The 25,080-nt window shown below is 47.7% G+C and carries 29 protein-coding genes; 8 read left to right on the top strand and 21 right to left on the bottom strand.

Annotated features, from left to right (window positions below; all coding sequences use genetic code 11):
- Positions 1-11: 11 nt before the first annotated feature.
- Together IYN85_RS02105 and IYN85_RS02100 are read right to left on the bottom strand one after the other, a co-directional pair.
- Complete coding sequence (locus tag IYN85_RS02105) at positions 12-854, bottom strand: hypothetical protein (RefSeq protein ID WP_196157196.1); 843 nt, start codon at positions 852-854, stop codon at positions 12-14.
- A gap of 393 nt (positions 855-1,247) precedes the next feature.
- Positions 1,248-2,627 carry a glutamine synthetase family protein gene (locus IYN85_RS02100; protein WP_196157195.1) on the bottom strand — a complete coding sequence of 460 codons (1,380 nt, stop codon included), beginning with the start codon at positions 2,625-2,627 and terminating at the stop codon, positions 1,248-1,250.
- Positions 2,628-2,890: 263 nt separating this feature from the next.
- Here IYN85_RS02100 and IYN85_RS02095 point away from each other — a divergent pair, with 263 nt between their 5' ends.
- The 4 genes from IYN85_RS02095 (at position 2,891) to IYN85_RS02080 (ending at position 7,039) form a co-directional block, all read left to right on the top strand.
- Positions 2,891-3,406, top strand: a complete 516-nt coding sequence (locus IYN85_RS02095; protein WP_196157194.1) for a gluconokinase — start codon at positions 2,891-2,893, stop codon at positions 3,404-3,406.
- 53 nt (positions 3,407-3,459) lie between these two features.
- Positions 3,460-5,271, top strand: coding sequence for a phosphogluconate dehydratase (edd, locus tag IYN85_RS02090; protein ID WP_196157193.1), 1,812 nt, complete (start codon positions 3,460-3,462; stop codon positions 5,269-5,271).
- A complete protein-coding gene (locus tag IYN85_RS02085) occupies positions 5,268-5,903 on the top strand; it encodes a bifunctional 4-hydroxy-2-oxoglutarate aldolase/2-dehydro-3-deoxy-phosphogluconate aldolase (protein ID WP_196157192.1) in 636 nt (211 codons plus the stop codon). The genes edd and IYN85_RS02085 overlap by 4 nt, the downstream gene beginning before the upstream one ends.
- 134 nt (positions 5,904-6,037) lie before the next feature.
- Positions 6,038-7,039, top strand: a complete 1,002-nt coding sequence (locus IYN85_RS02080) for a substrate-binding domain-containing protein (RefSeq protein ID WP_196157191.1) — start codon at positions 6,038-6,040, stop codon at positions 7,037-7,039.
- A 6-nt stretch (positions 7,040-7,045) separates the two neighbouring features.
- Here IYN85_RS02080 and IYN85_RS02075 read toward each other — a convergent pair whose 3' ends face one another.
- Entirely contained in the window at positions 7,046-7,660 is a 615-nt protein-coding gene (locus tag IYN85_RS02075; RefSeq protein WP_196157190.1) for a cation transporter, read from the bottom strand.
- Between the two features lie 64 nt (positions 7,661-7,724).
- Entirely contained in the window at positions 7,725-7,940 is a 216-nt protein-coding gene (locus tag IYN85_RS26310; RefSeq protein WP_370592174.1) for an ADP-ribosylglycohydrolase family protein, read from the bottom strand.
- Positions 7,941-7,995: 55 nt separating this feature from the next.
- Here IYN85_RS26310 and IYN85_RS02070 point away from each other — a divergent pair, with 55 nt between their 5' ends.
- Entirely contained in the window at positions 7,996-8,307 is a 312-nt protein-coding gene (locus tag IYN85_RS02070) for a substrate-binding domain-containing protein (RefSeq protein WP_196158461.1), read from the top strand.
- 65 nt (positions 8,308-8,372) lie between these two features.
- On the opposite strand, the gene IYN85_RS02065 is transcribed toward IYN85_RS02070, so the two are convergent.
- Complete coding sequence (locus IYN85_RS02065; protein WP_196157189.1) at positions 8,373-9,341, bottom strand: YafY family protein; 969 nt, start codon at positions 9,339-9,341, stop codon at positions 8,373-8,375.
- Positions 9,342-9,466: 125 nt separating this feature from the next.
- Between IYN85_RS02065 and IYN85_RS02060 the strand changes: the two genes are divergently transcribed.
- The 3 genes from IYN85_RS02060 to IYN85_RS02050 all read left to right on the top strand — a co-directional run bounded on the left by IYN85_RS02060 (position 9,467) and on the right by IYN85_RS02050 (position 12,714).
- The gene (locus IYN85_RS02060) at positions 9,467-10,432 is read left to right on the top strand and encodes an alpha/beta fold hydrolase (RefSeq protein WP_370592143.1); all 966 of its coding nucleotides are present in this window, start codon (positions 9,467-9,469) and stop codon (positions 10,430-10,432) included.
- A gap of 183 nt (positions 10,433-10,615) precedes the next feature.
- Positions 10,616-11,281 (top strand): response regulator transcription factor, encoded by a 666-nt coding sequence (locus tag IYN85_RS02055; protein WP_196157188.1) that lies wholly within the window; start codon positions 10,616-10,618, stop codon positions 11,279-11,281.
- Positions 11,282-11,289: 8 nt separating this feature from the next.
- A complete protein-coding gene (locus IYN85_RS02050) occupies positions 11,290-12,714 on the top strand; it encodes a HAMP domain-containing sensor histidine kinase (protein WP_196157187.1) in 1,425 nt (474 codons plus the stop codon).
- Between the two features lie 261 nt (positions 12,715-12,975).
- Here the strand turns inward: IYN85_RS02050 and IYN85_RS02045 are convergent, their stop codons facing one another.
- The 16 genes from IYN85_RS02045 to IYN85_RS01970 form a co-directional block, all read right to left on the bottom strand.
- Positions 12,976-14,409, bottom strand: coding sequence for an endo alpha-1,4 polygalactosaminidase (locus IYN85_RS02045; RefSeq protein ID WP_196157186.1), 1,434 nt, complete (start codon positions 14,407-14,409; stop codon positions 12,976-12,978).
- 380 nt (positions 14,410-14,789) lie between these two features.
- Positions 14,790-15,179, bottom strand: coding sequence for a hypothetical protein (locus IYN85_RS02040; protein WP_196157185.1), 390 nt, complete (start codon positions 15,177-15,179; stop codon positions 14,790-14,792).
- A gap of 95 nt (positions 15,180-15,274) precedes the next feature.
- On the bottom strand, positions 15,275-15,652 hold the full coding sequence (locus IYN85_RS02035; RefSeq protein ID WP_196157184.1) for a hypothetical protein: 378 nt from the start codon (positions 15,650-15,652) through the stop codon (positions 15,275-15,277).
- A 246-nt stretch (positions 15,653-15,898) separates the two neighbouring features.
- Positions 15,899-17,281: a hypothetical protein gene (locus IYN85_RS02030; protein WP_196157183.1), complete on the bottom strand. Its 1,383-nt coding sequence runs from the start codon at positions 17,279-17,281 to the stop codon at positions 15,899-15,901.
- Positions 17,282-17,578: 297 nt separating this feature from the next.
- Positions 17,579-17,986, bottom strand: a complete 408-nt coding sequence (locus IYN85_RS02025) for a hypothetical protein (protein ID WP_196157182.1) — start codon at positions 17,984-17,986, stop codon at positions 17,579-17,581.
- A gap of 88 nt (positions 17,987-18,074) precedes the next feature.
- On the bottom strand, positions 18,075-18,806 hold the full coding sequence (locus IYN85_RS02020; RefSeq protein ID WP_196157181.1) for an HNH endonuclease: 732 nt from the start codon (positions 18,804-18,806) through the stop codon (positions 18,075-18,077).
- Positions 18,807-18,931: 125 nt separating this feature from the next.
- Entirely contained in the window at positions 18,932-19,567 is a 636-nt protein-coding gene (locus IYN85_RS02015; protein ID WP_196157180.1) for a DUF6348 family protein, read from the bottom strand.
- 125 nt (positions 19,568-19,692) lie between these two features.
- Entirely contained in the window at positions 19,693-20,097 is a 405-nt protein-coding gene (locus IYN85_RS02010; protein WP_196157179.1) for a hypothetical protein, read from the bottom strand.
- A gap of 133 nt (positions 20,098-20,230) precedes the next feature.
- Positions 20,231-20,638, bottom strand: coding sequence for an aldehyde-activating protein (locus tag IYN85_RS02005; RefSeq protein WP_196157178.1), 408 nt, complete (start codon positions 20,636-20,638; stop codon positions 20,231-20,233).
- Positions 20,639-20,715: 77 nt separating this feature from the next.
- Positions 20,716-21,270, bottom strand: a complete 555-nt coding sequence (locus IYN85_RS02000) for a hypothetical protein (protein ID WP_196157177.1) — start codon at positions 21,268-21,270, stop codon at positions 20,716-20,718.
- A gap of 649 nt (positions 21,271-21,919) precedes the next feature.
- Entirely contained in the window at positions 21,920-22,396 is a 477-nt protein-coding gene (locus tag IYN85_RS01995) for a JAB domain-containing protein (RefSeq protein WP_196157176.1), read from the bottom strand.
- Positions 22,397-22,520: 124 nt separating this feature from the next.
- Positions 22,521-22,871 (bottom strand): hypothetical protein, encoded by a 351-nt coding sequence (locus tag IYN85_RS01990; RefSeq protein ID WP_196157175.1) that lies wholly within the window; start codon positions 22,869-22,871, stop codon positions 22,521-22,523.
- A 251-nt stretch (positions 22,872-23,122) separates the two neighbouring features.
- Positions 23,123-23,833, bottom strand: a complete 711-nt coding sequence (locus IYN85_RS01985; RefSeq protein WP_196157174.1) for an SDR family NAD(P)-dependent oxidoreductase — start codon at positions 23,831-23,833, stop codon at positions 23,123-23,125.
- Positions 23,821-24,219: a VOC family protein gene (locus IYN85_RS01980; protein ID WP_196157173.1), complete on the bottom strand. Its 399-nt coding sequence runs from the start codon at positions 24,217-24,219 to the stop codon at positions 23,821-23,823. The genes IYN85_RS01985 and IYN85_RS01980 overlap by 13 nt, the downstream gene beginning before the upstream one ends.
- Complete coding sequence (locus tag IYN85_RS01975; protein WP_196157172.1) at positions 24,212-24,736, bottom strand: GrpB family protein; 525 nt, start codon at positions 24,734-24,736, stop codon at positions 24,212-24,214. The genes IYN85_RS01980 and IYN85_RS01975 overlap by 8 nt, the downstream gene beginning before the upstream one ends.
- A 68-nt stretch (positions 24,737-24,804) precedes the next feature.
- Positions 24,805-25,011: a hypothetical protein gene (locus tag IYN85_RS01970; RefSeq protein WP_196157171.1), complete on the bottom strand. Its 207-nt coding sequence runs from the start codon at positions 25,009-25,011 to the stop codon at positions 24,805-24,807.
- Positions 25,012-25,080: the final 69 nt, after the last annotated feature.

The raw sequence follows: 25,080 nt of genomic DNA, 5'->3' as shown, positions 1-25,080 counted from the left end.
AACATTACAAGTCAGTCATCATTGTCATCTTCGTCATCCGACAAGACTCCATCATCATTGTCGTCTTCGCCATATTCCGCTGAATCCTCAATATTATCTTCAATAACGTCCATGACATCACTGTTTGTATTTGCATCCAAAACAATTGGATCAGTACCGCTCACTGCATCGGAAAAATCAACGCTTAAACCATTATTTGTTTCTGCATTATCAAAACGGAACCATTCATTAAGACGGAACGCTACGAGGATATCATTGATACCTTCGTCATCGATGTTGAAACCATTTGAAGACACCCCTGCTGGTGAAAACTCAAACTCATCGGTTTGGTCATACATCAATGTAAAGTCGATAGTATTAACACCGTCATTATAGGTCCCGTCAAGATATATAGAGTAGTTCTCCAACTTGGTTGCAATAGCACTGTCTAATCCAGTCATACCAGCGACATCACTCGCTGAAAGTTTCTCAATATCTATCTCAATATCAGTGTATAAACCCGTATCGATGCTTATCTGAGGCAGCGCAGGGTAAGTTGTACCCGTGAGAAGATCGACCGCGTAAGGGCCGATAAACTCCAGCTTACTTTGATCACTGTCTGCGGTTTCTTCGTCATCTTCATGTTCGAATTCGATCTCCTTGACTACTACCCAAGCATCCGTCAGATCGATTGTTCCTGCCGACAACCCATTCGAATCCGTGACCGGTACTCCCGTGATGGCGGTCCTCAAAAACGAACGCGCACCTTGGGTGGCTTCCAGATTCAAGGTGACATCTCCTTTACCGTCTCCAGCCGTTTCGCAACCAGAAATCACTACAGCGCCTAACAGACTGACAATAAGAATGCGACTCATTTCTATTCTCCAGCAATTCAGTTCATGGCCTTAAAAAGGTTAGCCAAATCTTTTCAGAATTCCACCAACACATATTTCGAAGTTTTTCGTCATGTCGACATATAACAACAGACGGTTTAATAAGCCTCTGGAAAAAATCCTAGGGCTTATATACACGCCCTAGATAAAACTCATTTCTAAAGTTGGTTCAGTGAATTGCCTGTCATACTCATTGCGTGACGTCTACTGCTTTTCTTTATTTACCTGTATGTTGCAGAGCGCTGTTATTACAAGTGGGGTTCCTTCATTCCCCTTCATGACCGAAGAACGAAGAACGAAGGAACGGTGAGATATCTGAGAACACATCAACTAAAATCCACACCAAATCGCTTATCAGTTCTCACTCCACACTAATCACACACTCAACAATAAGTGTTGACGTTCCCAAGGGGTAATTTCCCGATGAAACTCCCGCAATTCCTGGCGTTTAATTTCAGCGTACAATTCACAGAAGTCACGCCCCAGTACATCCTTAACTTCGTCGGCTTCATCGAAGATCGCCAAGGCTTGATCGAGCGTCGTCGGTAAACTGGCTTCATCTTCATCCAATTCACCCGCACAGGGCTCGCCGGGCGGCACCTGATTTTTCATGCCCAAATATCCACATACCAAACTGGCGGCAAGTGCCAGGTACGGATTACAGTCAATACCCACCACGCGGTTTTCCAGACGTCGGTCAGCACTGCCGGAGTTGGGTACGCGCAACCCGGTAGCGCGATTGTCGTACCCCCAGGCCATGTTGGTGGGCGCACTGGAATTGGTGTCCGATTCAAACCGCTTGTATGAATTTACGTGCGGGGCAAAGAACGGCATCACATCCAACAAATATTTTTGAGTTCCGCCGATAAACCAACGGAACAGATCCGTCGCCTCTCCGTTTGCATCGGAGAAAATGTTTTTACCGGTGTTAATGTCCAGCACACTTTGATGAATGTGCATGGCACTGCCGGGCTCGTCGCGCATCGGTTTCGCCATAAAAGTGGCAAACATGCCGTGCTCTAACGCCGCTTCGCGAATAATGCGTTTGAAATAAAACACTTGGTCGGCCAGCAATAACGGGTCACCGTGACTGAGGTTAATCTCCAGTTGTCCGGCGCCGTCCTCATGAATCACGGTGTCTATTTTCAAACCGGAGTCTTCGGCGTAGTCATAAATGGTGTCGATCACTGGGCCATAATCATCCACCGCAGCCATGGAATAGGATTGACGGCTAGAGCCCCGGCGCCCAGTTCGTCCTACCGGGGGCAGAATCGGTTCGTTCGGGTCGACATTGGGCTTGATCAGATAAAATTCCAATTCCGGGGCGACCACAGGTTGCCAGCCCTGCGCACGGTAGGTCTCGATCACGCGTTTTAAAACATTGCGCGGGGCGTAGGGAATCGGATTTCCCTGATAGTCGAACAGGTCGTTAATTACCTGCAAAGTTGCGGTTTTCGCCCATGGCACCGCCATGGCCGTCGACATATCCGGCTTAAGCACCATATCGCCTTCAGCCCATTGATTGTCGATATCCATATCCACATCTTCACCGGTAACCGTCTGGTAAAAAATGGACACCGGCAAAAACAGCGGAGTCTCCGGCGAAAACTTGTTAAACGGCATCGCCTTGCCCCGTGACATTCCGTTGAGGTCCGGCACGATACTTTCGACCTCGTCGATTTTCCGACCATCACGATACACCTGAAACGCTTCCGGTAATTGGTCGAGCCATTTGGCTTTTTGTTGTTGACTCATGAAATCTCTCCAGGGGAACAAGCGCGCGTCACAGCGCAGCAAGAAAGCCAGCAAAGCTACACCAGAGCCGGTATCAGAGCAACGGAGATCCTCCCGAAAAGCGTAGCATCCTGCCCGTTCGCGAAAAGTAGTTGAGTTACTCATCGCTTCCTCCTACCATACCCCTCCAATGTTACGGGTAACATCGCACTAGAACGCGCCTAAATGGCCGTTTTTAGGCTATGCCAGCTCAATAGTCACGAAAAAGGACACAGGTACCGCCAATGTTTAGAAAAGTCATCGTGATGGGTGTATCGGGATGCGGAAAGTCATTAATCGGCCAGGGAATCGCGCAGCATTTCGGGTTCCGGTTTTACGACGGTGACGACTTTCACCCACCGGTTAACATACAGAAAATGCAAACCGGCATTCCGTTAACCGACGAAGACCGGCTGACCTGGTTGCTGACACTCAACACCCTGTTGCGAGACAACAAAAATATGGTGTTGGCCTGTTCTGCCTTAACCCCTGCGTACCGGGCGATACTGCACGAAGGCATCAACGACCTGCAATTTGTTTATTTAAAAGGCAATTACGATCTGATCTGGTCCCGACTGCGCGAGCGCAAAGACCATTATTTCAACGGCCAAACCATGTTGAAAAGCCAGTTTGCCACACTGATTGAACCGACAGACAACGAAGCGATTGTGATCGACATTAACGCACCTGTGGCGCAGGTGTTAGCCACAGCCGTCGACGCGCTTAAGCAACCAGCGGCGTTGAAAATTACGGCCTGTTAACACGAACGAACCTTGTCAGAGTAGCGCTCTTAAGCAACAGAAGGAACAACACCGTGCACACCATTATCGAACGCGTGACACAGGACATTGTGGCTCGCAGCACAAAGAGGCGCCAAGCCTACTTGGCTCGCATGCAAGCGCAAGCGGACAAGGGCATCAGCCGTGGCAACTTAAGCTGCAGCAATCTCGCTCACGCGGTCGCACCGTTTGCGGCTTCTGAAAAGCAGTCTTTGCTTGACACACAACGCGCCAATATCGGCATCGTCACCGCGTATAACGACATGCTCAGCGCGCACCAACCGTATCAACACTACCCTGAACAGATTCGTCAACTCTTGTTTGCGCACGGGCACAGTGCGCAAGTTGCAGGCGGTGTACCGGCCATGTGTGACGGCATCACACAGGGGCAAGACGGCATGGAATTGTCGCTGTTTTCACGCGACCTCATCGCCATGGCGACCGCGTTATCGTTAAGCCATAACACCTTCGATGGCACCCTTTTGTTGGGCATTTGCGACAAAATAGCCCCAGGCCAGCTAATAGGCGCGCTGTCGTTCGGCCATTTGCCAACGGCGTTTGTACCTTCCGGCCCAATGGGCACCGGCGTCAGTAATTCCGAAAAAGCGCGCGTGCGCCAAGAGTTCGCGGCGGGTCGCACGGGTAAAACTGAGTTGCTGAACATGGAATGCGGCGCGTATCACAGCGCCGGTACCTGCACGTTTTATGGCACGGCGAATACCAATCAATTGGTTTTTGAAGCCATGGGGCTGATGCTACCTGGCTCAGCGTTTGTACCACCCAACAGTGAATTGCGCCAAAAACTGACGGACAAAATCAGCCTGCACCTGACGACCATTACTCGACAAGGTGCCCAGTACCGCCCGCTCAGCCAAGTGATGGACGAAAATGCCATCGTCAATGGTTTGGTGGCCCTTTTGGCCTCAGGTGGCAGTACGAACCACACCCTGCACTTACTCGCGGTCGCACAAGCAGCCGGATTTACCGTAACCTGGGAAGACATCGACGCGCTCAGCGACGCAGTACCGTTAATCGTTAACATCTACCCGAATGGTCCCGACGATATAAACGAGTTTCAAGCCAGTGGTGGCGTACCTGCTTTTCTCACGCGCTTACACGAACTGGATTTACTGCACATGGACGCCACACCTATGTATGGCACGATGCACGATTATTTAAACATTCCGTCCCTCGATACCCACGGCGAACTGGTTTACACACCGGCCAAAGTGCCAGACACCTCGGTGGTGATCGCACGATCCGCAACGCCATTCAGCACCAACGGTGGCATCAAAGTTATGCACGGTAATCTGGGCAAAGGCATTATGAAGGTCTCTGCTCTGGCGCCAGAAAATAAAATTGTTCGTGCTCCCGTGCGTGTGTTTGCCACCCAAGAGGAGGTTCAAACGGCCTTTGAACGAGGAGAATTAAACAGAGACGTCGTGGTGGTGTTACGGTTTAACGGACCCGCGATGAACGGCATGCCTGAACTGCACAAATTGATGCCCATACTCGGTAAGTTGATGAGCGATGGTCTTAAGGTGGCGTTGGTGACCGACGGACGATTGTCTGGCGCATCCGGCAAAGTACCCGCCGTTATTCATGTGACACCGGAAGCCAAAACCGGCGGTGCAATCGCCAAAATACAGGACGAAGACGATGTCGAACTGAACGGAGAAACCGGTGAGTTGCAGGTCTTCGCCGACCTCGATAACCGACCGTGCGCGCCAACACCCGAATTGAGTTACCACGAAGGTTTAGGGCGTGAACTGTTTCAGATGTTCCGCAACCAGGTTTCTTCCGCCGACACCGGGGCCAGCGTCTTTTTTCAGGGAGGCGACGAATGATCGCGCAACTTAATGTTGAACCTGTCTTCACCGCCGGACCGATTATCCCGGTCATGGTGATAGAGCATCTGGAAGACGCCTTACCCCTGGGCCAAGCCTTGTTCGAAGGCGGGCTAACCGTTTTCGAAATTACGCTGCGTACACCGTGCGCACTGGAGGCTTTGCATCGGTTGGCCAATGCCTTTCCGCAAGTCAAAGTCGGAGCCGGTACCGTACTGAACACGGCACAGTACGACGATGCCGTAGCCGCCGGTGCTTCGTTTGTCATCAGCCCCGGACTGACCACAGCATTACTCGAACACGCCGCCCATAAACCCGTACCGTTAATCCCCGGCGTTGCTAATGCCTCGAACATGATGCAAGCGCTGGAAGCGGGTTACAGCCATTTGAAGTTCTTCCCTGCTGAAATAAACGGCGGTGCGAAAGCGTTGAAAGCCCTCACCGCTCCGATCAGTCAGGTGACCGTATGCCCGACCGGCGGTGTGACAGCCGATAACCTGAAAGATTACCTGGCGTTGGATTGCGTCACCTGTGTCGGTGGCACCTGGATGCTGCCCCCAGATTTGATCCGCCAACGCGATTGGACTGCCATTACCGAATTAACCCGCGCGGCACTCGAACAATGCCGGTAATGTGAAATTACCGCGCAATAGGTTGCATGATGAGAACTCCCAGGCGAGTAACCGCAGTGCACAGGAACGTTAGCGCATTAACATGCGCCCGAATCGTGGTATGTTACACGCAACAATTCAGCAGTTAACACACCATGGCAAAAAAGAAAAACCGACCCACCCTACAGCACGTTGCCGATGAAGTGGGCATCACCAAAATGACCGTGAGTCGCTTCCTGCGTAACCCGGAAAGCGTGTCAGCCTCTTTGCAAACCCGCATCGCCAAAGCACTGGAAGACATCGGTTACATTCACAACCAAGCGCCCAACTTACTTTCCAACGCGAAAAGCCACGCCATTGGTGTGTTGGTGCCCTCGTTGACCAACCAGGTGTTTGCTGAAGTGATCCGTGGTATTGAAGAGGTCATCGACCCCGCAGGTTACCAAACCATGCTGGCTCATTACGGTTACAGCAAAAGCGCCGAAGAAGCCCGGCTGGCAAAACTACTTTCGTACAACATAGACGGCGTTATTCTCTCCGAAAGTGTCCACACCGAGCGCACCCGAAAAATGCTCGATATGGCTGATATCCCCGTCGTGGAAATAATGGACAGTGTTGCCAAACCGATCAGCCAAGCCGTCGGTATAGACAATGCCGCTGCGTCAACCGCCATGACCCAACGCATGATTGATAAAGGCTACCGCAACCTTGTGTACCTGGCTGCACGCATGGACGAACGTACACAACAAAAAATTCAGGGCTACAAATACGCCATAAATGCCGCCAAATTAACGGCCCGCGTTATACACACCGAATTGCCTTCGTCTTTCACTATTGGCAGTGAGCTGTTGTGCCAAGCCTTGAAAGAACACCCAAACATGGACGGCGTTGTGTGCACCAACGACGACATCGCCATTGGTGCCCTCTACGAATGCCAACGGCAGAACATACCGGTGCCCGGCAAAATTGCCATTGCAGGTTTCCATGGGCATAACTTTTCTCAGGTGATCGTACCTAAACTGGCCACTGTCGCCACGCCCCGAGAAGAGATAGGTCGTTTAGCCGCCACAGAATTGCTGGCTCGCTTTAACGGCGAGCCGATGGAAAGGAACGTGTTTGAATTACCGTTTAAGGTGTTGGATGGTGAGACAATTTAAAACACACTATGCGCTGCACTTAGCGCTCTCTTGAGTTTCCTTAGCATCACGCAATATTTTTAAACCACCGCGGATAACCACGACCGATATTAAGGTGCCAACAATCAGGTCTGGGTAACGACTACCGATAACCGCAACAAGAGCACCCGATACAACGACCCCGATATTGGCAATGACATCGTTAGTAGAGAATATCCAGGAAGCCCTCATGTGCACTCCTCCATCTTTATGCTTGGAGATCAGAGCGAGACATACAATATTGGCTACCAGTGCGAGGGCTCCAACAACCATGATGAGCGTACTTTGGGGTTCACTACCAAACAGCAACCGCCGCAGCACCTCCAACAGTACGCCGACGCCCAATAAAATTTGCAGGTAACCACTCAACCGGGCGGCGTTAACCTGCTTGGTAATGCCTTTTCCAACGGCGTATAACGACAATCCGTAAACGGTGGCGTCAGCCAACATATCGAGTGAATCTGCGATTAACCCTGTCGATTGAGCGAACCAACCCAGCACAAACTCAGTAACAAACATAAACGCATTAATTGCCAAGAGAACAAGAAGCGTTTTTCTTTCCAAACTCTCCGCCTGTTCTGCCCCACATCCACAATCTGACATCTAAATTCTCCTATCCAGTTGGGCGCTCAACGGATTTTAGTTGAGAACCCTGAACACATGAGTCTTAGTTTATGCCAGCACTCGGTAGCTTCATAGCCATTTTCAGTATTTCATCCTTGAATACCAGCTGCCCCTGCTCATGCGAAGGAATGTTCTCAAACCCACAAAAAGCAGCGCCTATCTGCCCTTCAATCGCAGCAGTTAGATCCGCGACATTACCTATGTTTTCAGCGCGCCAAACGCCGTCCTTCAAACTATTAATATTATTAAAACACCACAGGGCGCGTAATTAACGTCTGTTCCAGCAACAAGAATGATTGGCATGCTGATAACAAATACCCTTACCGCTGATCTTTAGCATTGAAAGACTGTATAGTGTTGCGTGCGCCAACGACAACATCGCCATTGGTGCACTCTACGAATGCCAACGGCAGAACATACCGGTGCCCGGCAACGTTGCCATTGCTGGTTTCCCAGGGCATAACTTTTCTCAGGTGATCGTACCTAAACTGGCCACTGTCGCCACGCCCCAGGAAGAGATAAGTCGTTTAACCGCCACAGAATTGCTGGCTCGCTTTAACGGCGAGCCAATGGAAAAGAACGTGTTTGAATTACCGATTAAGGTGTTGGATGGTGAGACGATTTAACCCTGTACCAAACCGGTTAGTTTAAGCAACCCTGTTTTACTTAACCGCCCATCACGTCCCTTGCCTTAACTATTCTTCCCAGGCTTAACGCGGCCTGCTTTTTCCGCCAGGTCCTGAAAAACACCGTAAAGCTCTGTCGGCTTTTCAATTCTAAAAGGGACATTTAAATTCAGTAAAGTGAACGCGAGCCAATCCAACCGAGATGTGGACTGGCGATACAACACCCCTTCGTCGAGCGGTATCAGAGAGTGCATTTCCGACGGCAGCAGGCTGCGTGCTTTCTCAATGGAAATATCCAGCACTATTTCAACATCGAAACTTTTTTGAACTTGGGTTCGCGATTCCAGCACGTAATTTAAAACGTCGAAATTTTGTGGGCGTTCAAAATGACGATCGGTGATTGTAATGGCCACTAAGCGGTCCAACCGGAACGTTCGCAAGCCCTTGCGTAAGTGGCAGTAACCAGCGGCATACCATTGCCCGGTGATTAACACCAGACCATAGAGATCCACTTCCCGCTCGGTTTGCTGGCCATCTTTCGAGGCGTAGCGGAGTACCGCTGTTTTGCGTTTGCGGATAGCGTGGTCCAGCAACATGACAAAATCGCTATGCATCAGTTGCGTGATTGATTGATAGGCAGGGTTATGAACTTTGATCAGGTCTTCCAGCTCGTTAACGTAGTCGAACACTCGGTCCGGCAACACGCGTTTCGTTTTTGCCAACGCGGATTCGATGGCAACAGCGTCCATGGGGAAATTCATTTGCCGCATGGCGGTTAACCCCAACACGATTGCGCTGGCTTCAGAGTCGTTATAAATAAGCGGTGGCAAACGCGCGCCTCGTTTCAACCGGTAAGCGCCAAAAGGGCCTCTTTCGGCGGCCACTGGAATGCCCATATCCTGAAGCGCGGTGATGTAGCGGCGGACCGTACGCACATCAACCTCGAGCCGTTCCGCCAATTCTTTCCCAGGCATGGCACCATAGGTTTGCAACAATTCAAGCACCGCCAACTGGCGCAATGTTGGAGAATACACGTTTCTTTCCCGGAATTTCATTTAGGGCGAATACTGTCCTAAATAGGCGTTATTGTCTACTCAACCCCGTCGCAAGAACGGCGGAGCGTCGTTTAAGCAACATTGAAACCTTGAAGGAGACAACCGTGAATACAGCCATGAATGACACAATAATCGCAACCCAAGATTTCCCTTCGCCATCACAGATATCTGTGAACGGAATAGAATTGGAAGTGTTTGAAGCCGGTCAACACAATAAAGGTAACCCAATCGTGCTGTGCCATGGCTGGCCAGAGCATGCGTTTTCGTGGCGCCACCAAGTACCGGCGCTTGTCGCAGCTGGTTACCATGTCATCGTGCCCAATCAACGAGGCTACGGCCATTCTTCTCAACCCACTGACGTCAACGATTACGACATTGAGCATTTAACCGGTGATCTGGTCGCCCTGCTGGACCATTTTGGTTACGCAGATGCGGTATTTGTTGGCCACGACTGGGGCGCGAATATAGTGTGGTCAATGGCGCTGTTGCACCCGAACCGAATGAAGGGTCTTATCGCGCTGGCGTTGCCTTACCAGGTTCGGGGTGAACAACCATGGCTCGCCATGATGGAACAGTTTCTCGGGGACGATAATTACTTCGTGCACTTTAACAAGCAACCCGGTGTAGCCGATGCCATTCTGGACCAACGCACCGGGCAATTCCTGCGTAACCTGTTCCGCAAAAACCTTGCTCCAACGCCCCCAGAACCCGGCATGATGATGATCAACCTCGCTGAATCTGACACACCTCAAGGTGAGCCAATCATGAGCGACGCGGAACTGGCTGTTTTTGTGTCTTCGTTTGAGCGCACCGGCTTCACCAGCAGTATCAACTGGTACCGCAACCTCGACCGCAATTGGCATTTGCTGGCCAATACCGACCCGGTTATCTATACACCTGCGTTGATGATTTACGGCGCAAACGACTTGATCCCTCCTTTTGAACAACTGCCGGAATTTGTCCCCAATGTTGACGTTGTCAGCTTGGCCTGCGGCCACTGGATTCAACAGGAAAAACCGCAGGAAACCACCCAAGCTATTCTGAGTTGGTTGGCGAAACTCAGCGACTAGCCAGTGAGATAGTAACGGTTTTTCTGCATGCAATGAGGCAAACGTGATGTTCTGTGCACAACAGTATTCGACACGGGTCACAATCTGATGTTTTGACCTGCCTCATTTTGCAGACAGGTCTACGTTTGTCCACTGTAGCGGGGTTAGAATCAGCGAATCGCCCTAACCCATCGAGTTTTTCACATGCAAATACTGGTGATAGAAGATTCAGACATTCTACGGAGCAGTTTAATCAACGGACTGAATGATGCCGGTTACTCGGTACAGGGTGCCGCCGATGGCAAGGTTGGTTTGTGGACCGCGCTGGAGTTCGAGTTTGATCTCATCATCTTAGACATCATGTTGCCTCAGCTTAACGGCTTTGAATTGCTGGAACAGCTACGCAACAACGCTCGTTCCAGCCTGGTGTTGATGCTAACCGCGCGGGACGATGTGGATGACCGCGTTCTCGGCCTGCGTTCCGGCGCCAATGATTACCTGACGAAGCCATTTAATTTCGATGAGCTGCTGGCGCGCGTCGAAGCACTGTTACGCCGCCGTGCTGGCTTTGCCAGCAACATCATTGAACTGAATGGCATTGCACTGAATCTGAATACCAAAGAAGTGCGGATCGACAACACCATTGTGCGTATTCCACCGCGAGAATATTGTTTGCTGGAGTGCCTGATGCTGCATAAAGGCACTGTTGTTTCACGCGAGATGATTGAACAGAAAATTTACGATGACGCGATTGAACTGAAAAGCAATGTCGTCGACTCTGCCATATCCAGTTTGCGAAAATTAATCGACCAACCCAAAAAACCCTCCCGAATCGTGACTCGTCGTGGTCATGGTTACCAAATTCAATAGGATTTTTCTTGAGCTACTCCATTCGTCAGCAAACCACTTGGGCTGTGGTCGCCAGCATCAGCGTACTCACAACTCTGTTTTGTGTTGCCAGTTATTGGGTGAATCGCGCTATTCTGGTTCATAACTTTGATGAAGACTTACTGCTGGAATTCCAGAGCATCAGCAGTGTTGCGCGAATCTGGCCGGATGGCGATTTCTACATTGACTTAGACTTTGACGTTGCCACCCAGTACAACGCAGGAGGCAGCCGATACTTTCAGGCGTGGAATATTGAATTAACAGACGTCATCGATCGCTCTCCGTTTATAGAAAGCACCGATTCGCAATGGCCGCTGCCCACCCCAACGGTTACATCAGAACCGGTGTTCTCGAATATGACTGTCGGCGAAAAAACCGTCCGCGTTGTGATACAAACCATCGATGCCCAATGGGGTTGGGCAGAACAACAACCTGACTTGGAGGTTGCCGACGACATACAGGACTTCTCACTCGTGCTCATGGTGGGGCGAGATCGGGACTCATTAAACAATGCATTATTTGAATTGGGCGTCTGGACTGCACTCATCGGGTTAACCTTGGTGGCGTTGAGTTGGGCCATTGTTAATCACCTCGTGACACGAGGGATGAAAACGTTCGCGCTCATGTCGAACAAGATAGAGAAAATTGCGACGACTGAAGAATCCATACCGGAGGATGACTGGCCAGACGAGATACAACCCGTAGTGACTACGCTCAACCAGTTGCTCGCCCGCATTGATGCGTCTGTTCAACGCATGCGCCGCTTTACCGCAGATGCCGCCCATGAACTGCGAACGCCGTTGGCCGAATTACGGTTGGTGACCGATGTGGCGTTACGGACGCCCGACAATAACGAGCGCATGCGCGACGCCGTTCAGCAAGCGAACCAGCTTTCCCATTCCATGGCAAACATGGTGAATGCCATGCTGCATCTGGCTCGTTTCCAGTCAGGTCGTCATCACCCCCCACTAACCGACGTCAGCATCGACATGCCGCAATTCATTCAAACCGTTCTCGACCAATACATGCCGTTCATCTCACAAAGAAATCAGCGGGTCCTGTTTGAATCTGCACCTCCATTGACGCGAATGCTCGATACTGACTTATGCCACATAATTTTTTCGAATCTGATCAGCAATGCAACAGCCTACGCACCCGGAGGCACCACCATTCGAATAGCACTCGCATCAACTGAAAATGGTTTCGTCTTCACGCTTGAAAATAAGGTAGAAAACATAGAACCGGACGATTTAGAACACTTCACTCAGCCATTTTGGCGAAAGGGAGAGTCCCGCCATCAGCGGGACCATGTCGGTTTAGGCTTAGCGTTGGTGAGTGAAGCCAGCCAGTTAATGAACTTATCCCTTCGCTTTTCATTGACGGACGCGCACACCCTTCGCTGCACCCTTACTTAAGGGCATCTCTAAAAAGTCCGTCAATCTCTGCGCGTGTACTAACAACGTGCAAAACGAGACAAACACTGAAGGGAATGACGAGTCCTTTTCAAAGTGTTTAACGATGTGTTGTGCGTTGTTAGCCCGCGCCCTGCGGGGAGTTAAGAACGAACTTATGGCATTGTTGAAAATTCTTAACTTAGCCCGCTAGGTTTGCAAATTTTCGCCTCGCCTTAAGCCCATTCTTAAATCCAGAGTCAGAAGGACTTTCTAGAGATGCCCTTAATAGTCTTCACAGCCTTGACGCCATGCCTGCAAGGACAACTTCTTCTTCATCCAGAACAACGAGAGCTGATCTGCCTTGGTGCATATCGTATTGATGTCGCCTTGGTACTCAACACCGAATACAGCCTTATTTGCCTGCGTAAACACTGAATAGCCCTCGCATTCGTTGTACTGGAAACATTGTTCATTCAGTGCCCAATCGTAATGAGCAACTAAGGCATCCAACTGGTCGACATCGTTCTTCAAACCGATAGACAGTCCACGTGCGTGGGCTTCATCGGCCAACCATTGGTTATAGCGAATTTGGTCCTCACCAGTCAGTGCAGGCGATAGATTCACAGCGCTTGCGTTATCGGGTGTCCAAGCGTCCATGTTGTCTGGCTCAACAGCGTCACACCCCTTTTCTTTGGCCAGGTCTAAACGCGCATTCATGATAGGGCCGAGTAAATCGATGCGGCGAATGTCCAGCCATCGCTCATCCCAGTCATCCATTTTACCCGCGAAAGGCGGCTTATTGCCGTTGTAGGAATCGTCCGTGATGAAACTGAAAAATTGTCGCCAATCTTCCCGCCAGCCTTCATACGTACCCGCACTGAAATAACAGATGACAACCCGGCCTTCATCTTTTAACTGAGCGATTTCTGCCGCACTGGTATCGAATAGATCGATGTCGTAAACATCCACATTGAAGCTGTGGTCGATGCTACCTTGCAATTGCCATTGCCAGGTTAACGCATCCGCCGGACTGGGTTGCCACCAGGTTTGGGTATTACCATCGCCATTGCCGTCGCCGCTATCATCACCGTCGCCCGGGTCGGTATCCGAACCTGTCGTGAGCGCCGCTTCAACCACCAAATAATCCAGATTACCCACGTCGTAATCATTGTTCGACTGAACGCGAACGGTAATTTGATTCTGGTTATCAATAAAGTGTTCCGCAGGAAGCGAGATATATAAGGATTGCGCCTGCCAGACCCAGCTTTCGGCTTCGGTGTTATCGCCCACCGTGAACCAACGACTGTTGAGATGATCCCGTATTCTGAACAGCCAACGCTGCTCCGACTTAGCTTCGCCAATGGCGTTGGTGTGGATCGCTAAGGACTCGACATCGGAGAAAAGAATTTCCGCCGGGAGCGTGAAGGTGAAGTCCCCAATAAACCGGGTTGAGTCTGGCGATAATTCGAGATAATCATTCCAGTTATCCTGAGTACCGGACATGGACTGTTCAGATACAACCGACAAACCCTGGTTACTGACGCTGCCCCGTTTCACCGTGAGCGCATCGGCCATAAGAATGACGGAACCATCATCCTCGATCATCGTTCTGTTTTGATCTTCCGCCAGCAGGTTAAGGTTGTCTGCTTGCGGCATGCACGCCGTGGTTAAACATACAGCTACATAACTCACCGTGACGAGAACTTGTTTTAACACGAGTCTTCTCCTTTTGCTCTTTCAAACGATTAACGCGCACATAGGATTAGACCAATAAGCACGCGGCTTTGAGAGGGCGCGAGCACATACCCCACCCTGCCGACATACCGTAGCGCCTGAAACCTTATGAAAACCTTATCGTTTGAAACTCGTGTCGGAATTTGTGAGAGGGTTATCACCAGCAATGGCATCAGTCGACAGTTTGAGGTGGTATTGAGGGGCTGGGCTTATCAGAAATGGTTAAGTTCTTTCACTCAAAGGCGGAATGACTGAGGCTGAAAATGGCAATAATTTTCCAGTCCGATTATTTGAGCGCTGAAACTTGTAAACATATCAACGGCAATCTTTATGGTGCTGCACTATGGGCATTGGCGTTTTAGTTATTGATCACGTTCGCTTGTTAAGTGTTTCTTTCCGTATTTAGCTTCATAAAGTTCGTTACCGTAGGTCGTATATTTTGCGCCGCCCAACTCAGACTTGAAATTTGATTTAGCAGACCAGGCTAGAACACCAATATCACTTGAATAGAGCACCAATGTTGCTTCTTCTTTGAACCAACCAACTGCAAACTTTTGGTAGACAGACGCTCCCGTGTTTATGGATTGAATTTTCCCTCCGTTTTCCTTAATTGTTAACAAAATGATGCCATTTTCAGTTTTATAAGTTGCAACGGAATAACGACCATCTTTGGATATGGGTTCCATGGGCTGCTCCACACCACTGCAACCATACATAAATATTGCAAAAGTTATTGGTAAGATCTTCTTCATATCTCTACACATAACCTCGTTGTACTGCCTTAAAGGATAGTGAATCGTAGCTCTCCGCGACAGCGTATCTTACGGGACGGTGTTGGTACTTATTGTTAGTCGTCGACACTTTGCACAACATTAAGTAGCTCCGAACTAGGCTCAATTCCGTGAGCAAGCGCTAAGTGAACTTCCTTAAGTTCGACTTGGGTCCAAATACCAACGGGGTTGCCCCACAAATAGTGCTTTTCATTTCTTTCGTTTGGAATAGCTGGATTTTCAAAATGGAAAATAGAGTCTCCACACTCAAAGCCACATACTTCACATTTGAATTTCCGGTTCAATTTCACTTGAGCAACAAAAGGAACATTTGACTTTCTACATCTCGTTATCAGGTTTACTAAGTAATCCTCAGCGCCACTCTCACTAGTTGAACCTAAAACTGCTAATTCGTATAAATTTGAAAATTTTGTCAGCAGAAAGTCAAACGACATAATCCTTCCTTAGGGTAACTAACGCCACATTTCAACCGATCATTGTAACAGCGTGCGGCCAGTGGTATTCGACACACACGAAACACCCAGTTTTTGAGTCGTCTGACTCAAATTTTAATGTTTATTTTTAGCTTCGTAACAATTGAACTAAAAGGTGTTTCAATGGTTTCTTAGTTTCGTTATGGGCAGCATATAACTAATTAATTTTTCTCTTGCCCTAATTACTTAAATATATAATTAAGAGAGTTAGTGATAGTCTTTCAAATAGATTTTAATGCTAACACTTCCAATATCGCCTGGTATTACTTCCACTCCTTCAATAGTCTTGTTTAGTTTTAATACTCTTTCGTTCAACATACGAACGATACTCTTACAATTTGGTGTTCCAAGAATGGCAAAAAACTGTTCACTGCCGGGTAAAAATTGAACAACAGATTTGTCCCATTGGGCATGTGCCCCATAAGCCATTTTAACTGTATTAATGGTTTCCGAATTGGCAATATTATGCCTAGTAATTAATTTAAGGTTTTCATAAGCTGAGGCTTCTGAACCTCCTCCTCTTGATTCTCTGTCTTTTGCAGCACGCTCATATTGTTTCCACAACATAATGTTATTTGGAATAGACTTTCCTTTAGCTCCAGATTTTATATCAGCGTCTCGCCAGTTAGATTCTGCTACAATCTCGCCATTCTCACCTAAGTCAAAGTAATTTTCATACTGAGCCTTGCCTTGACCTCCAACTCTTTCATCGTATGCATCTTGCTCTTCATCGTCTCCTTGCGGTTTGGGTTTTTCGGAAGGATCGAGGTATCCCCAGCTCCAAGCAACATACTGGTCATCATTTAAGTCTTGCTCTTTAAACTGGCCACCAAATTCACTGCTGTCCATATCAGTAAAGTAATGATCTTCAAACCTTTGGTCTAATGCGGAAGTATCACTCGGTTTAGAAAGTGCAGTTTGCAATTCCATCCAGAGCTCAACACCTTTTTCTCTTGCTGCATGATAGTCTTGATGTGCTTTCGCTCTTGCTTGTTCTGATTCGAATGCTCCTTCAGAAAAAGGAGTAAGTTCAACACTGGTGTCAACAGTTGGCCCAACCAGTTCATCAAACCCTAATCGATCCAGTTCTTCTTCCGAAAGCGGTATTTTTTGATGCTTTACAATGTTCTCGTCAAATCCGTGAGGACTATCTAAAGTGTAAATAAACTTATTCATTCCTTGATCAAAGAACCAATTGAAGCCGCTGATTTTAGGCCTCCATTTTAAACGAATGTCACCATCATCAATCCATTTGGGTTGTAAGACTATTTGGGCATTACTATCCTGATCTTTGCTGGAGTAAATACCAGCTGACTGACTTTGTACTTTATTTGTATTGGAAATATCTATGGATTTAAATTGAGCAGTTTGTTTCACCTTTTGGCTATTGGTGGCTAAGCCCTGAAAAGCACTTAGCTGTGAAATTTTTGAACTATTATTCACCATCTCTTGCAGTTTGCTTTGAGCAACAGCCTCAGGTCTGTTGTCAATAAACTGAAAAGAAGACTCACCACCGTTCTGGATTTGAGAGCCCATAGCAGAAACGACTTGGCTTTCATTCTCTTTTGATTTATCGACTTGTTTATACAAATTTAAACCTCCTGAGATGATCTTCGACCTACCGGAGAAATTACAATTTTAACGATAATTCTAGGCTTTCTGTCATTGCCTATAGCAACGCTACCAAGCCCACTCAGTGTACTTTATTCGACACACTTTTCTTAAGTGTGAGCACTTCTTGGCATAGTCGTTTAATCGTTCCATTGCTTTATGTACGCTTATTACTGGGCATAGCGCCGCAATTTACGCGGCGTAGTGAGATGGCGGCTTGTTTGCGTGTTTTCGCAAACAAGGTGGCAGCTCACGAAGTTTCTCAAAATTGTCTTGTTAGACATTCTTTGCCCCCTTTTTAAGCACCCAAACAAATATAAATAGGAACACTACTAAAAAATTATAAAGACCTGTCCATATTTCCATGATAACTGGTCGGTAAAAGTTACTTGCAAAATAGAAAGTACCATAACCAAGAATATGACCATAAAGCTCCATAAGAATAGCGCTAGCACCAAAGCCTGCGCAAACCCATAAACCAACCCTAAAATTTCGAAACGTTAGTATTGGTAAAAAAAGACAAGCTACACACCATAAGACAACGTTTAAATGGCAATGAAAAGCAATTGGAGACCATACACCACTGCAGGGCCCATCCATGACGGTATCCCAGACCATGATGTAACCGAGGGGCTGACCAAGAAAACCTATTAGAAAAGATATTGCTAACTTCCAATCTGCCATTTTTGTCGCTTAACGTTCTTCAACACCGGCAAAATTGAGCGCCAGCGATATTTTGTCCATTGCCCGGAACGGGCGGTGCTTGAGTTTGTTAAGTACCGAAAGTTTCCCTAAGCCCTTGAATGGTTTTTTTTGGACCAGTAATTACTACCATGAAACTCTGCTCAACCACGTTCTGTACATTGCCATCTGAAACAGTAAGCCCATTAAATATTTGAATAGCCCAAACGGATAAACCGTCCTCAGATTCGCTCATGGTGCCTATGTACCTGACTGTATCATTCCCTAATGCATATGTTACTTTCTTATTAGAACTTAGACCAAACAGTTGCTTAACGAAGTCCATACCTTCTTTCGCAGGCAAAAACGCAAAAATATCATAGTCAGAAGGCAGGTAAACATCCCAATGGTAGTACAACAAAGCTTTACCTATGTACTGAATAAACTGTTCTAAAGCATCGTAATCGAATTCGATTAGCATACGATTTTCGACATCACCGTCTTCATAGAGGATATTTTTATAAGTATATTTACTCTGTAACTCCCGACGAAGTTTAAGGTTCTTCCTTAACCTTTTAGGTACTTCTGTCGATAGAGTCTCTACAGAATCCTCGTGGTTTCCTGCGAATGGCAAAACTGAGGCTAGGTAGTGCTCAATCTTTGACTTTGAATTGTTGCAACTTTTACATGCAGGAACTTTAGGTATTCCATCTCTTTTTTCTATTTTGAACAGCTCTCTCGGAAATACATGGTCAGCAGTTGATGCAGTTTCATTGCAACAATAGACACAAAGTTTACCCTTGTACTTTTTACTACCTCCCATGCTTACCTCTAGGTATTTACCGCGTTGTTCATTTGCGCGGCGGTTGTACTGGATTTTTGTGCAACAATGAGCGCAGCGAATGCACAAAAAGGAACGTAGACCGCTGCGTCAAATGGAGCAATTTGTTATGCTTTACGAAGTACTATAAAGTTTCGAACACTATAATAGCCCTCTGGCTTTTCCCACGACTGAGCACCTAACATTGAAATACCCTTTTCCCAGACCTCGTTTTCTTTTAACGCTTCAAGAGTAAACTCACCTGACACACTGCCGAAGAAAAATCTAAACCAAGATACTTCAGATTCTAATGATTCTTCTTTAATCGATTTTTCTATAGCCTCGAAAAACCCGTCAGGAATTGAAGCTTCAACACCTTCGGTGGCTCGGGTTCCCAGGTTACCAATATATGCCTTATAATTTATCCCGTTTATTGGCCAGTTTTCTATTTCTACTTGCTCGGGGTTGTGTTTCTTCCAGAATGCGGATAGAAAAACATGAAAAGAATTGACACAAAAATTTTCTAAGCCATTTAGGATACCTTCTTTACCGATACCAAACCCGGAAAAACATTCATTTATAATACGCCCACCATCTAATAAAACTTCTACTTCAAATACACCACTCGTTTCTTTTTGAAACCAAGTAGACCGAATAGCAGGAAGCTCGCCATACGGGACTATCCATTCATTTTCTGTATGAAAAGGTACCTCATGAGCTCGAAGCAATTTACATATATATTCTTTTAAGTCTAAAGGTTCCATAACTCTTCACTAGAAGTAAAACAATTCTGTAACCGGCGATTTTGAGCGCCAGCGAAAATGAGTCCAAGGCCAGCTTGCTAAGCAAGAATTTCTGGCCTGCGGCTCACAGGTTTGTTAGTAGCACTTTACTGACAAACCTTCCTATATTCTTGCAATGCTGCCTCGACTACAGAAATAAGTTTTTTCCTCTTAGCCCAAGGTTTTAGCTTTGACGGTAAGCGACTTAGCCAATGTCTATTTGGACCATAGTCATCCGACCTTATTCGAGATAGTTCATTAGTTGAAGGCATTTTTTTTTGCCCAATTACTTCTAGAAAATGCTCCGCTTCAAATACAGAGGCAAATTCCAGTAAATATCCCTTATTTTCTACTACCAACAACGGGAAACCCTTCATGGGAATGCGTTTAGGGAACGGTGGGTCGTAGCTACTTGCATCATGCCAAGTATCGCTATCTACGTTCGCATGCACCCAAAAGCTAATAGGAGTAGTAGTTAATTCCTTATTATAAACTATGTGCCATTTACTCATGAGGTTGTACTACTACGCCCAACTTAGGGGCAATAACACGCAGGCTAAAATTGGAGCGAAGCGACTGAGCCTGCGTGTTATTGTCCCAGTGAGCGCCAGCGAACGACTACAGTTGTTTGTAATGTGTAACACCTTACTCTAAAACAACCCTAGACCAAACTGCTGACCAGCGAATAGGCTTTTCTTTAGGTTGCAATTGCCTAGGGCTAACTGTTATAGAGGGTTTGAGTTTATGCTTATTAGCAAAAAGTGCTTTAACCACAGCGCCTCTTTCTACGCCATTACAATCATGTGTTACCGCAACGAAGTCTGTGCAATGGCTGCATTGCCAGAATGTAGCTTGCCCCGAACCTTGTTTAAGTTGATTCATCGATTGTATTGGGGCGAAGCTTATTGTGCCATTTGCATCTGAAATATAGGCAAGTCCATATCTGACGCAAAAATCACAGTCGCATTCACGGGCTTGATATTCCTCGATTGGTTGAGGGAGGCGGATAGAAACTTTAACTTGCCCACAACTACACTCGGCTTGGTATTCCATTAAAACCTTGACCTCTTCAAAACACATAACGCTTACAGCATTAGCGCGATCTTTTCCGCGTCCATTGCCTGTGATTATTATGCACTTTCAGCACCTAATGGTGTTGAATTGTGCCACATGACGTTTCCCTGTCGTGAAATTGCAATACTTTCAAGTACATCACCATCTTTAAAATTGAAGATCAATGCCTCTAGACCTTCTAGACTAGGGTTGTCTTCTGGTATTGGATGGCAACCAAGATACTCTAATTCAGAAGCTTCGGTATCTTCGTCAAGATTAAGTAGGGCTACTAAGAATAGATAATGATCTGGGAAATAGATTGGTGAGTTGATCGCCAGCCAACTTAACAACCTAGAAAACTCGTTATAAATTCTGCGCCACTCCTCAAGCGATTCTCTTACTTTCTTGTGAGCAGCAGGTATTACGAAGAATAAACCAGTAGCAGTTGAAAGGATTGTTAGCGAAAGAACATGCCAATCAGCACCCCGTCCAATATTCTTTATTGCTACTTCCGCAGGGATATTTCCATCAGGGTTTCCTTCAAGCCTGCGTAACAAAGATTGTTTAGCTTTCCTTTCTTCCTCTCTCCAATCATTGCTAGGTTCACCGAAAGGATTAATCAAAATTTCCATGTGATTCCTTATGCATAACAGTTTCTTCATAGGCTACCGCCTATTTTCTCCTGAGCGCATATGTAATTAGCTGAAAGAACCACAGTATCGCTCTCCGCCAGTCATACTGCAGCCTTCAAACACCCTTGTCAATTTGGTTGTCATTACATATGAGCGCATGCCTAAGTATTTTAAATACTACTGCGCCTGAAACGCCCTATTCATGGGGCTAGTTGAATAAACGGGAAATGGACATTCTGTTATCGACTGGGTTTTGCGACGCGCGCACAGATAATCAGGCATTTTCCGGAAAATGCGGCGCAATGGCTTTTTTGGCGCGAAAGTGGCGTTTTTTAGTATGACTGGGCAAAGATTTCCTGTCATTGGGGAGAAGGCGCGAACCATGGGGTGGTTGCATGGCTGCCTGCTCCTAATACATTCCATTGTTGGCCTAAAGACCAACCAACATGATCGGTGCGTCTCCGCATTGCGCCGAAGGCTACTGGGCAGAGGTTTTAATGTATCGGGCTGAAGCCCGACCTATATATTTAGAGCCCCTTCGACTGCTACGCGCTCTGGGCGAACGATATGGTTAAGCAATGTCGGGCTAAAGCCCGACGCACACAGATATCGCCTCTCCGCGTTGCTCCGAAGGCTCCTACAAAAGAGATTACACCAAACCCAGTCTTGCGAGTGAGGTGGTGTTCATTCGGTTGGAATTGGAGTCAGCCTTGGTGATGAGGAAGAAGTCGTCTAGCCATATAGAGTATTCCAATAAGCGGTCTTTTATTCTTGTAGCTTCCAGCAAGTGTTTGTCTTTGATCGATAAGTTTCCTTTCGGGTTATGGTGAATGAGTATAAGCCGGGTGGCACTGGCTTGAATGATGTGGCTGATGAGAAGATTGGTAGTGAGTTCTTTGAGTGAGAATTTTCCGGTGAGAATCGGTCTGCTTTCCATCAATACACTGCGGGTGCTGAGCATGAGTGCGTGAATGGCTTCGTGTTTTAAATGGATGAAGGTATTGGCGATGTACAGCTCGGCACGGGCGATGCTGTCCAGTAATACGGGGTTGGGTTTTTCCAGTTCACGTTGGTGGGCGTGGGTGAACAGCAGTTCGTCGTCTATGTTGGTGATTTTTTTGTACATGGTGTGTCTCGCTTTTTAAATTCGTTTTCTGTTTAAAAATTATTAAGCATCAGAAACCTTGCCTGCGGGCGCAGGCAAGATGTGCGGCTAAGCAATGTGTTCTGTGTATATGAGTATTGAGCTGTTATTTTTTGCGCGGGTACAACGCGCGCGTTTTGTACAGGCGTAACAGCTGTTTATAACTCACGTATTTCACAGAACACGGCTTTAGCCGCATCGAATTTGGAAAAGCTCCGGTGTACAACGCCAGGGCGATGCGAAAACGCCACCAGTGTAAGGCGCGTAAATACGCGGGGTCGGTTTCTATCTGTGGGTTTCGGTGCCGGTTGGCCATTGCTTGTTTTACTGCGGGGTCACAAGGTTTTTTCGCTTCAACGGGGTGTTGAAGGTCGCTTTTAGTTGCGCTTAGTTTCCCTTGCGGGGAGAATTTTTCTTGGAACGAGCGGTGCTCTAGCTTACCATTGAACTTAGCCATAATTGATACTCTTGATATCGGTTGTGGTTAGCTGCCCTTGAGTGTTGCTGCACTCTTGGGTAGCGCTTAGTTTTACGCTACTTTCTTTCCGTTTTTTGCCTCCTGAATTTTCTTAAAAACCAAACTGTATAAAACACTGGGTGAGGATTGAACACAATTTATTTCTTGCGTGGCGTGAATTTATTGTGATGGACGTCTAAAGATTTTTAACATTTATAAGTGTCGGCAGCTTTACCGCGCCACTTAAACATTTACCACGGCAAATCGCCGCCTTCCAAATTGCAAAACTGGCGGTGCGTCAATTCATTTCTCATTATTTTTCTCACCAACCGCTGAGCAGCCTCTTGCGGACTCATGTGTGCGTCGCTTGCGCCGAGTGTTGTCAACAGACGTCCCGGGTGCACAGCGCACACGGTTACGCCGGTACCGTCGAATTCATCGGCCATGCTCAGCGTTAACATATTTTGCGCTGCTTTGCCGATGCGATACGAATTGGAACAACCCGCACCTTTGGCAGCACCGTCGGCTTGCATGTTCATGGACCCGCGGCGGCTGGATATATTGATTAACTGTCCATTCGTCGCGATGAGTGTTGGTTGACATACTTTTGCGCTTAACATTGCGGCCACACAATGAGTATTGAACTCCCGTTGCAGTTGCTCCGCTGTGGTTGTCGCCAACGTTTTTCCTTTGCTGCCCGAGCCCGCGTTATTAATAAGTACATCGATGGTTTTGCCGGCCACAAACTGAGTTAGCAAACTTTCATAGGCGGGTGCGGTAATGTCTGCCACCAGCAATTGCACGGTTGGCAACTGAGCAAGAACTGCCAATCGGCTTTGTTCACTGCGCACAATGCCGAGAACTTGGTGCCCCTGCGCAACGGCTTCGGCCGCTAACGCAAAACCAAAGCCACGTGATACGCCGGTAATTAACAGAGTTTTTGAGGAAGTTACTTGTGCCATGTTAACCCTTGGTAGGGGTTCTCTTTCAAAGAGGCTAATCGGGTGGCCAACGTACCCACATGTGCTTCCAGTTTGTGACCGTCCAGGTCATAGAAATAGACTGAATCACCTTCGCTGCTGTTCTCCTGCCAAAGAGAAACGGCAAAACGGGCGAGTACGGTTTTCAACTCAGCGATGCTCTTTTCAGAAATGGAAAACGCGATATGGCTGTAGTCCATGGATGGCTTCGGGACGCCCTCACTCAGGCAAAGCCAACAGGTTCCAGCGGTCAGGTAGGCACCCGTCGCCCAATGAACGTGCAGGTCAAATCCGATAGCCCGATAGAACTCCGTGGCACGGGGTAAATTTACCACCGTCAGTGTGATGTGGTTTAACCCGCTAAGCATGCTGGTCTGCCTTCCATCGCAAGGCCTGTTGCTCGGTTTGTTTCACAAAGCTGTCTTTAAAATCGCAATACCGTTGCGAGTCATGGTTGGCGTACTCGGCTGCTTGCTGTTTTATGTCTGCGTATTGCTGCGCCACCTCTGGATGAACGCGCAGGTAATCCCGAAACGCCAGGTGCCGGTGCACTTCTGTATCGTCAAACACGAAAGCGTGCATATGGTGGCTGCGCTGATCTCCTCCCTTCTGAAAATATCGCCGACGAGGAATACCAAATTCGCCTTTGGCTTCATAACCGATGTCCGCCAGTTTGGGCGAACGTTCATCCAAGGCGGCCAGAGATTCGCATTCCAGCAGAATATCAATGATGGGTTTGGCAGCAAGCCCCGGGACCGAGGTACTGCCGATATGATGCACCGCGATTGCTATGTCACTCAGTACGGACATTATCCGGTCTTTTTCACGCTCAAATTGTTCAACCCATTCGGGCTGGTAGGGGATCACTTCAATAACGCGCGGCATGCTGTCTGCTCTCGGGGTTGGGCAAACCGCCATAATAGAGAAATGCAGAAGAAAGGTAAAAGTGGCGATTAGTCGCTTGAAGAACGGGATTCCAGCAGAGCCTTCGTGGCGCGTTTGTTCGGCAGCGGTATCCCGGCCCGCAAAGCACGCATGGCTGCGATGATCTGCAACGAAGCCTGCGAAGTTATGGCCAATTGACGGCGCAATTCCTGAGCCTGTTTGCCTGCGGCAATGAGGCGCGCTTCCTGTTTGGTAATCAGTTCTGGGGGCGTCATGGGCGGCCTCGTCAGAAATTATCGCCTTGAGTATAGAACATCTGTGCGCGAGCATTGCACGAACGCCAA

Source organism: Reinekea sp. G2M2-21, assembly GCF_015687175.1.
In the GTDB taxonomy this organism is placed as follows: Bacteria; Pseudomonadota; Gammaproteobacteria; order Pseudomonadales; family Natronospirillaceae; genus Reinekea.
Note: the sequence above shows the minus strand (reverse complement) of the source record. Positions and strands in the feature narration are given on the sequence as shown.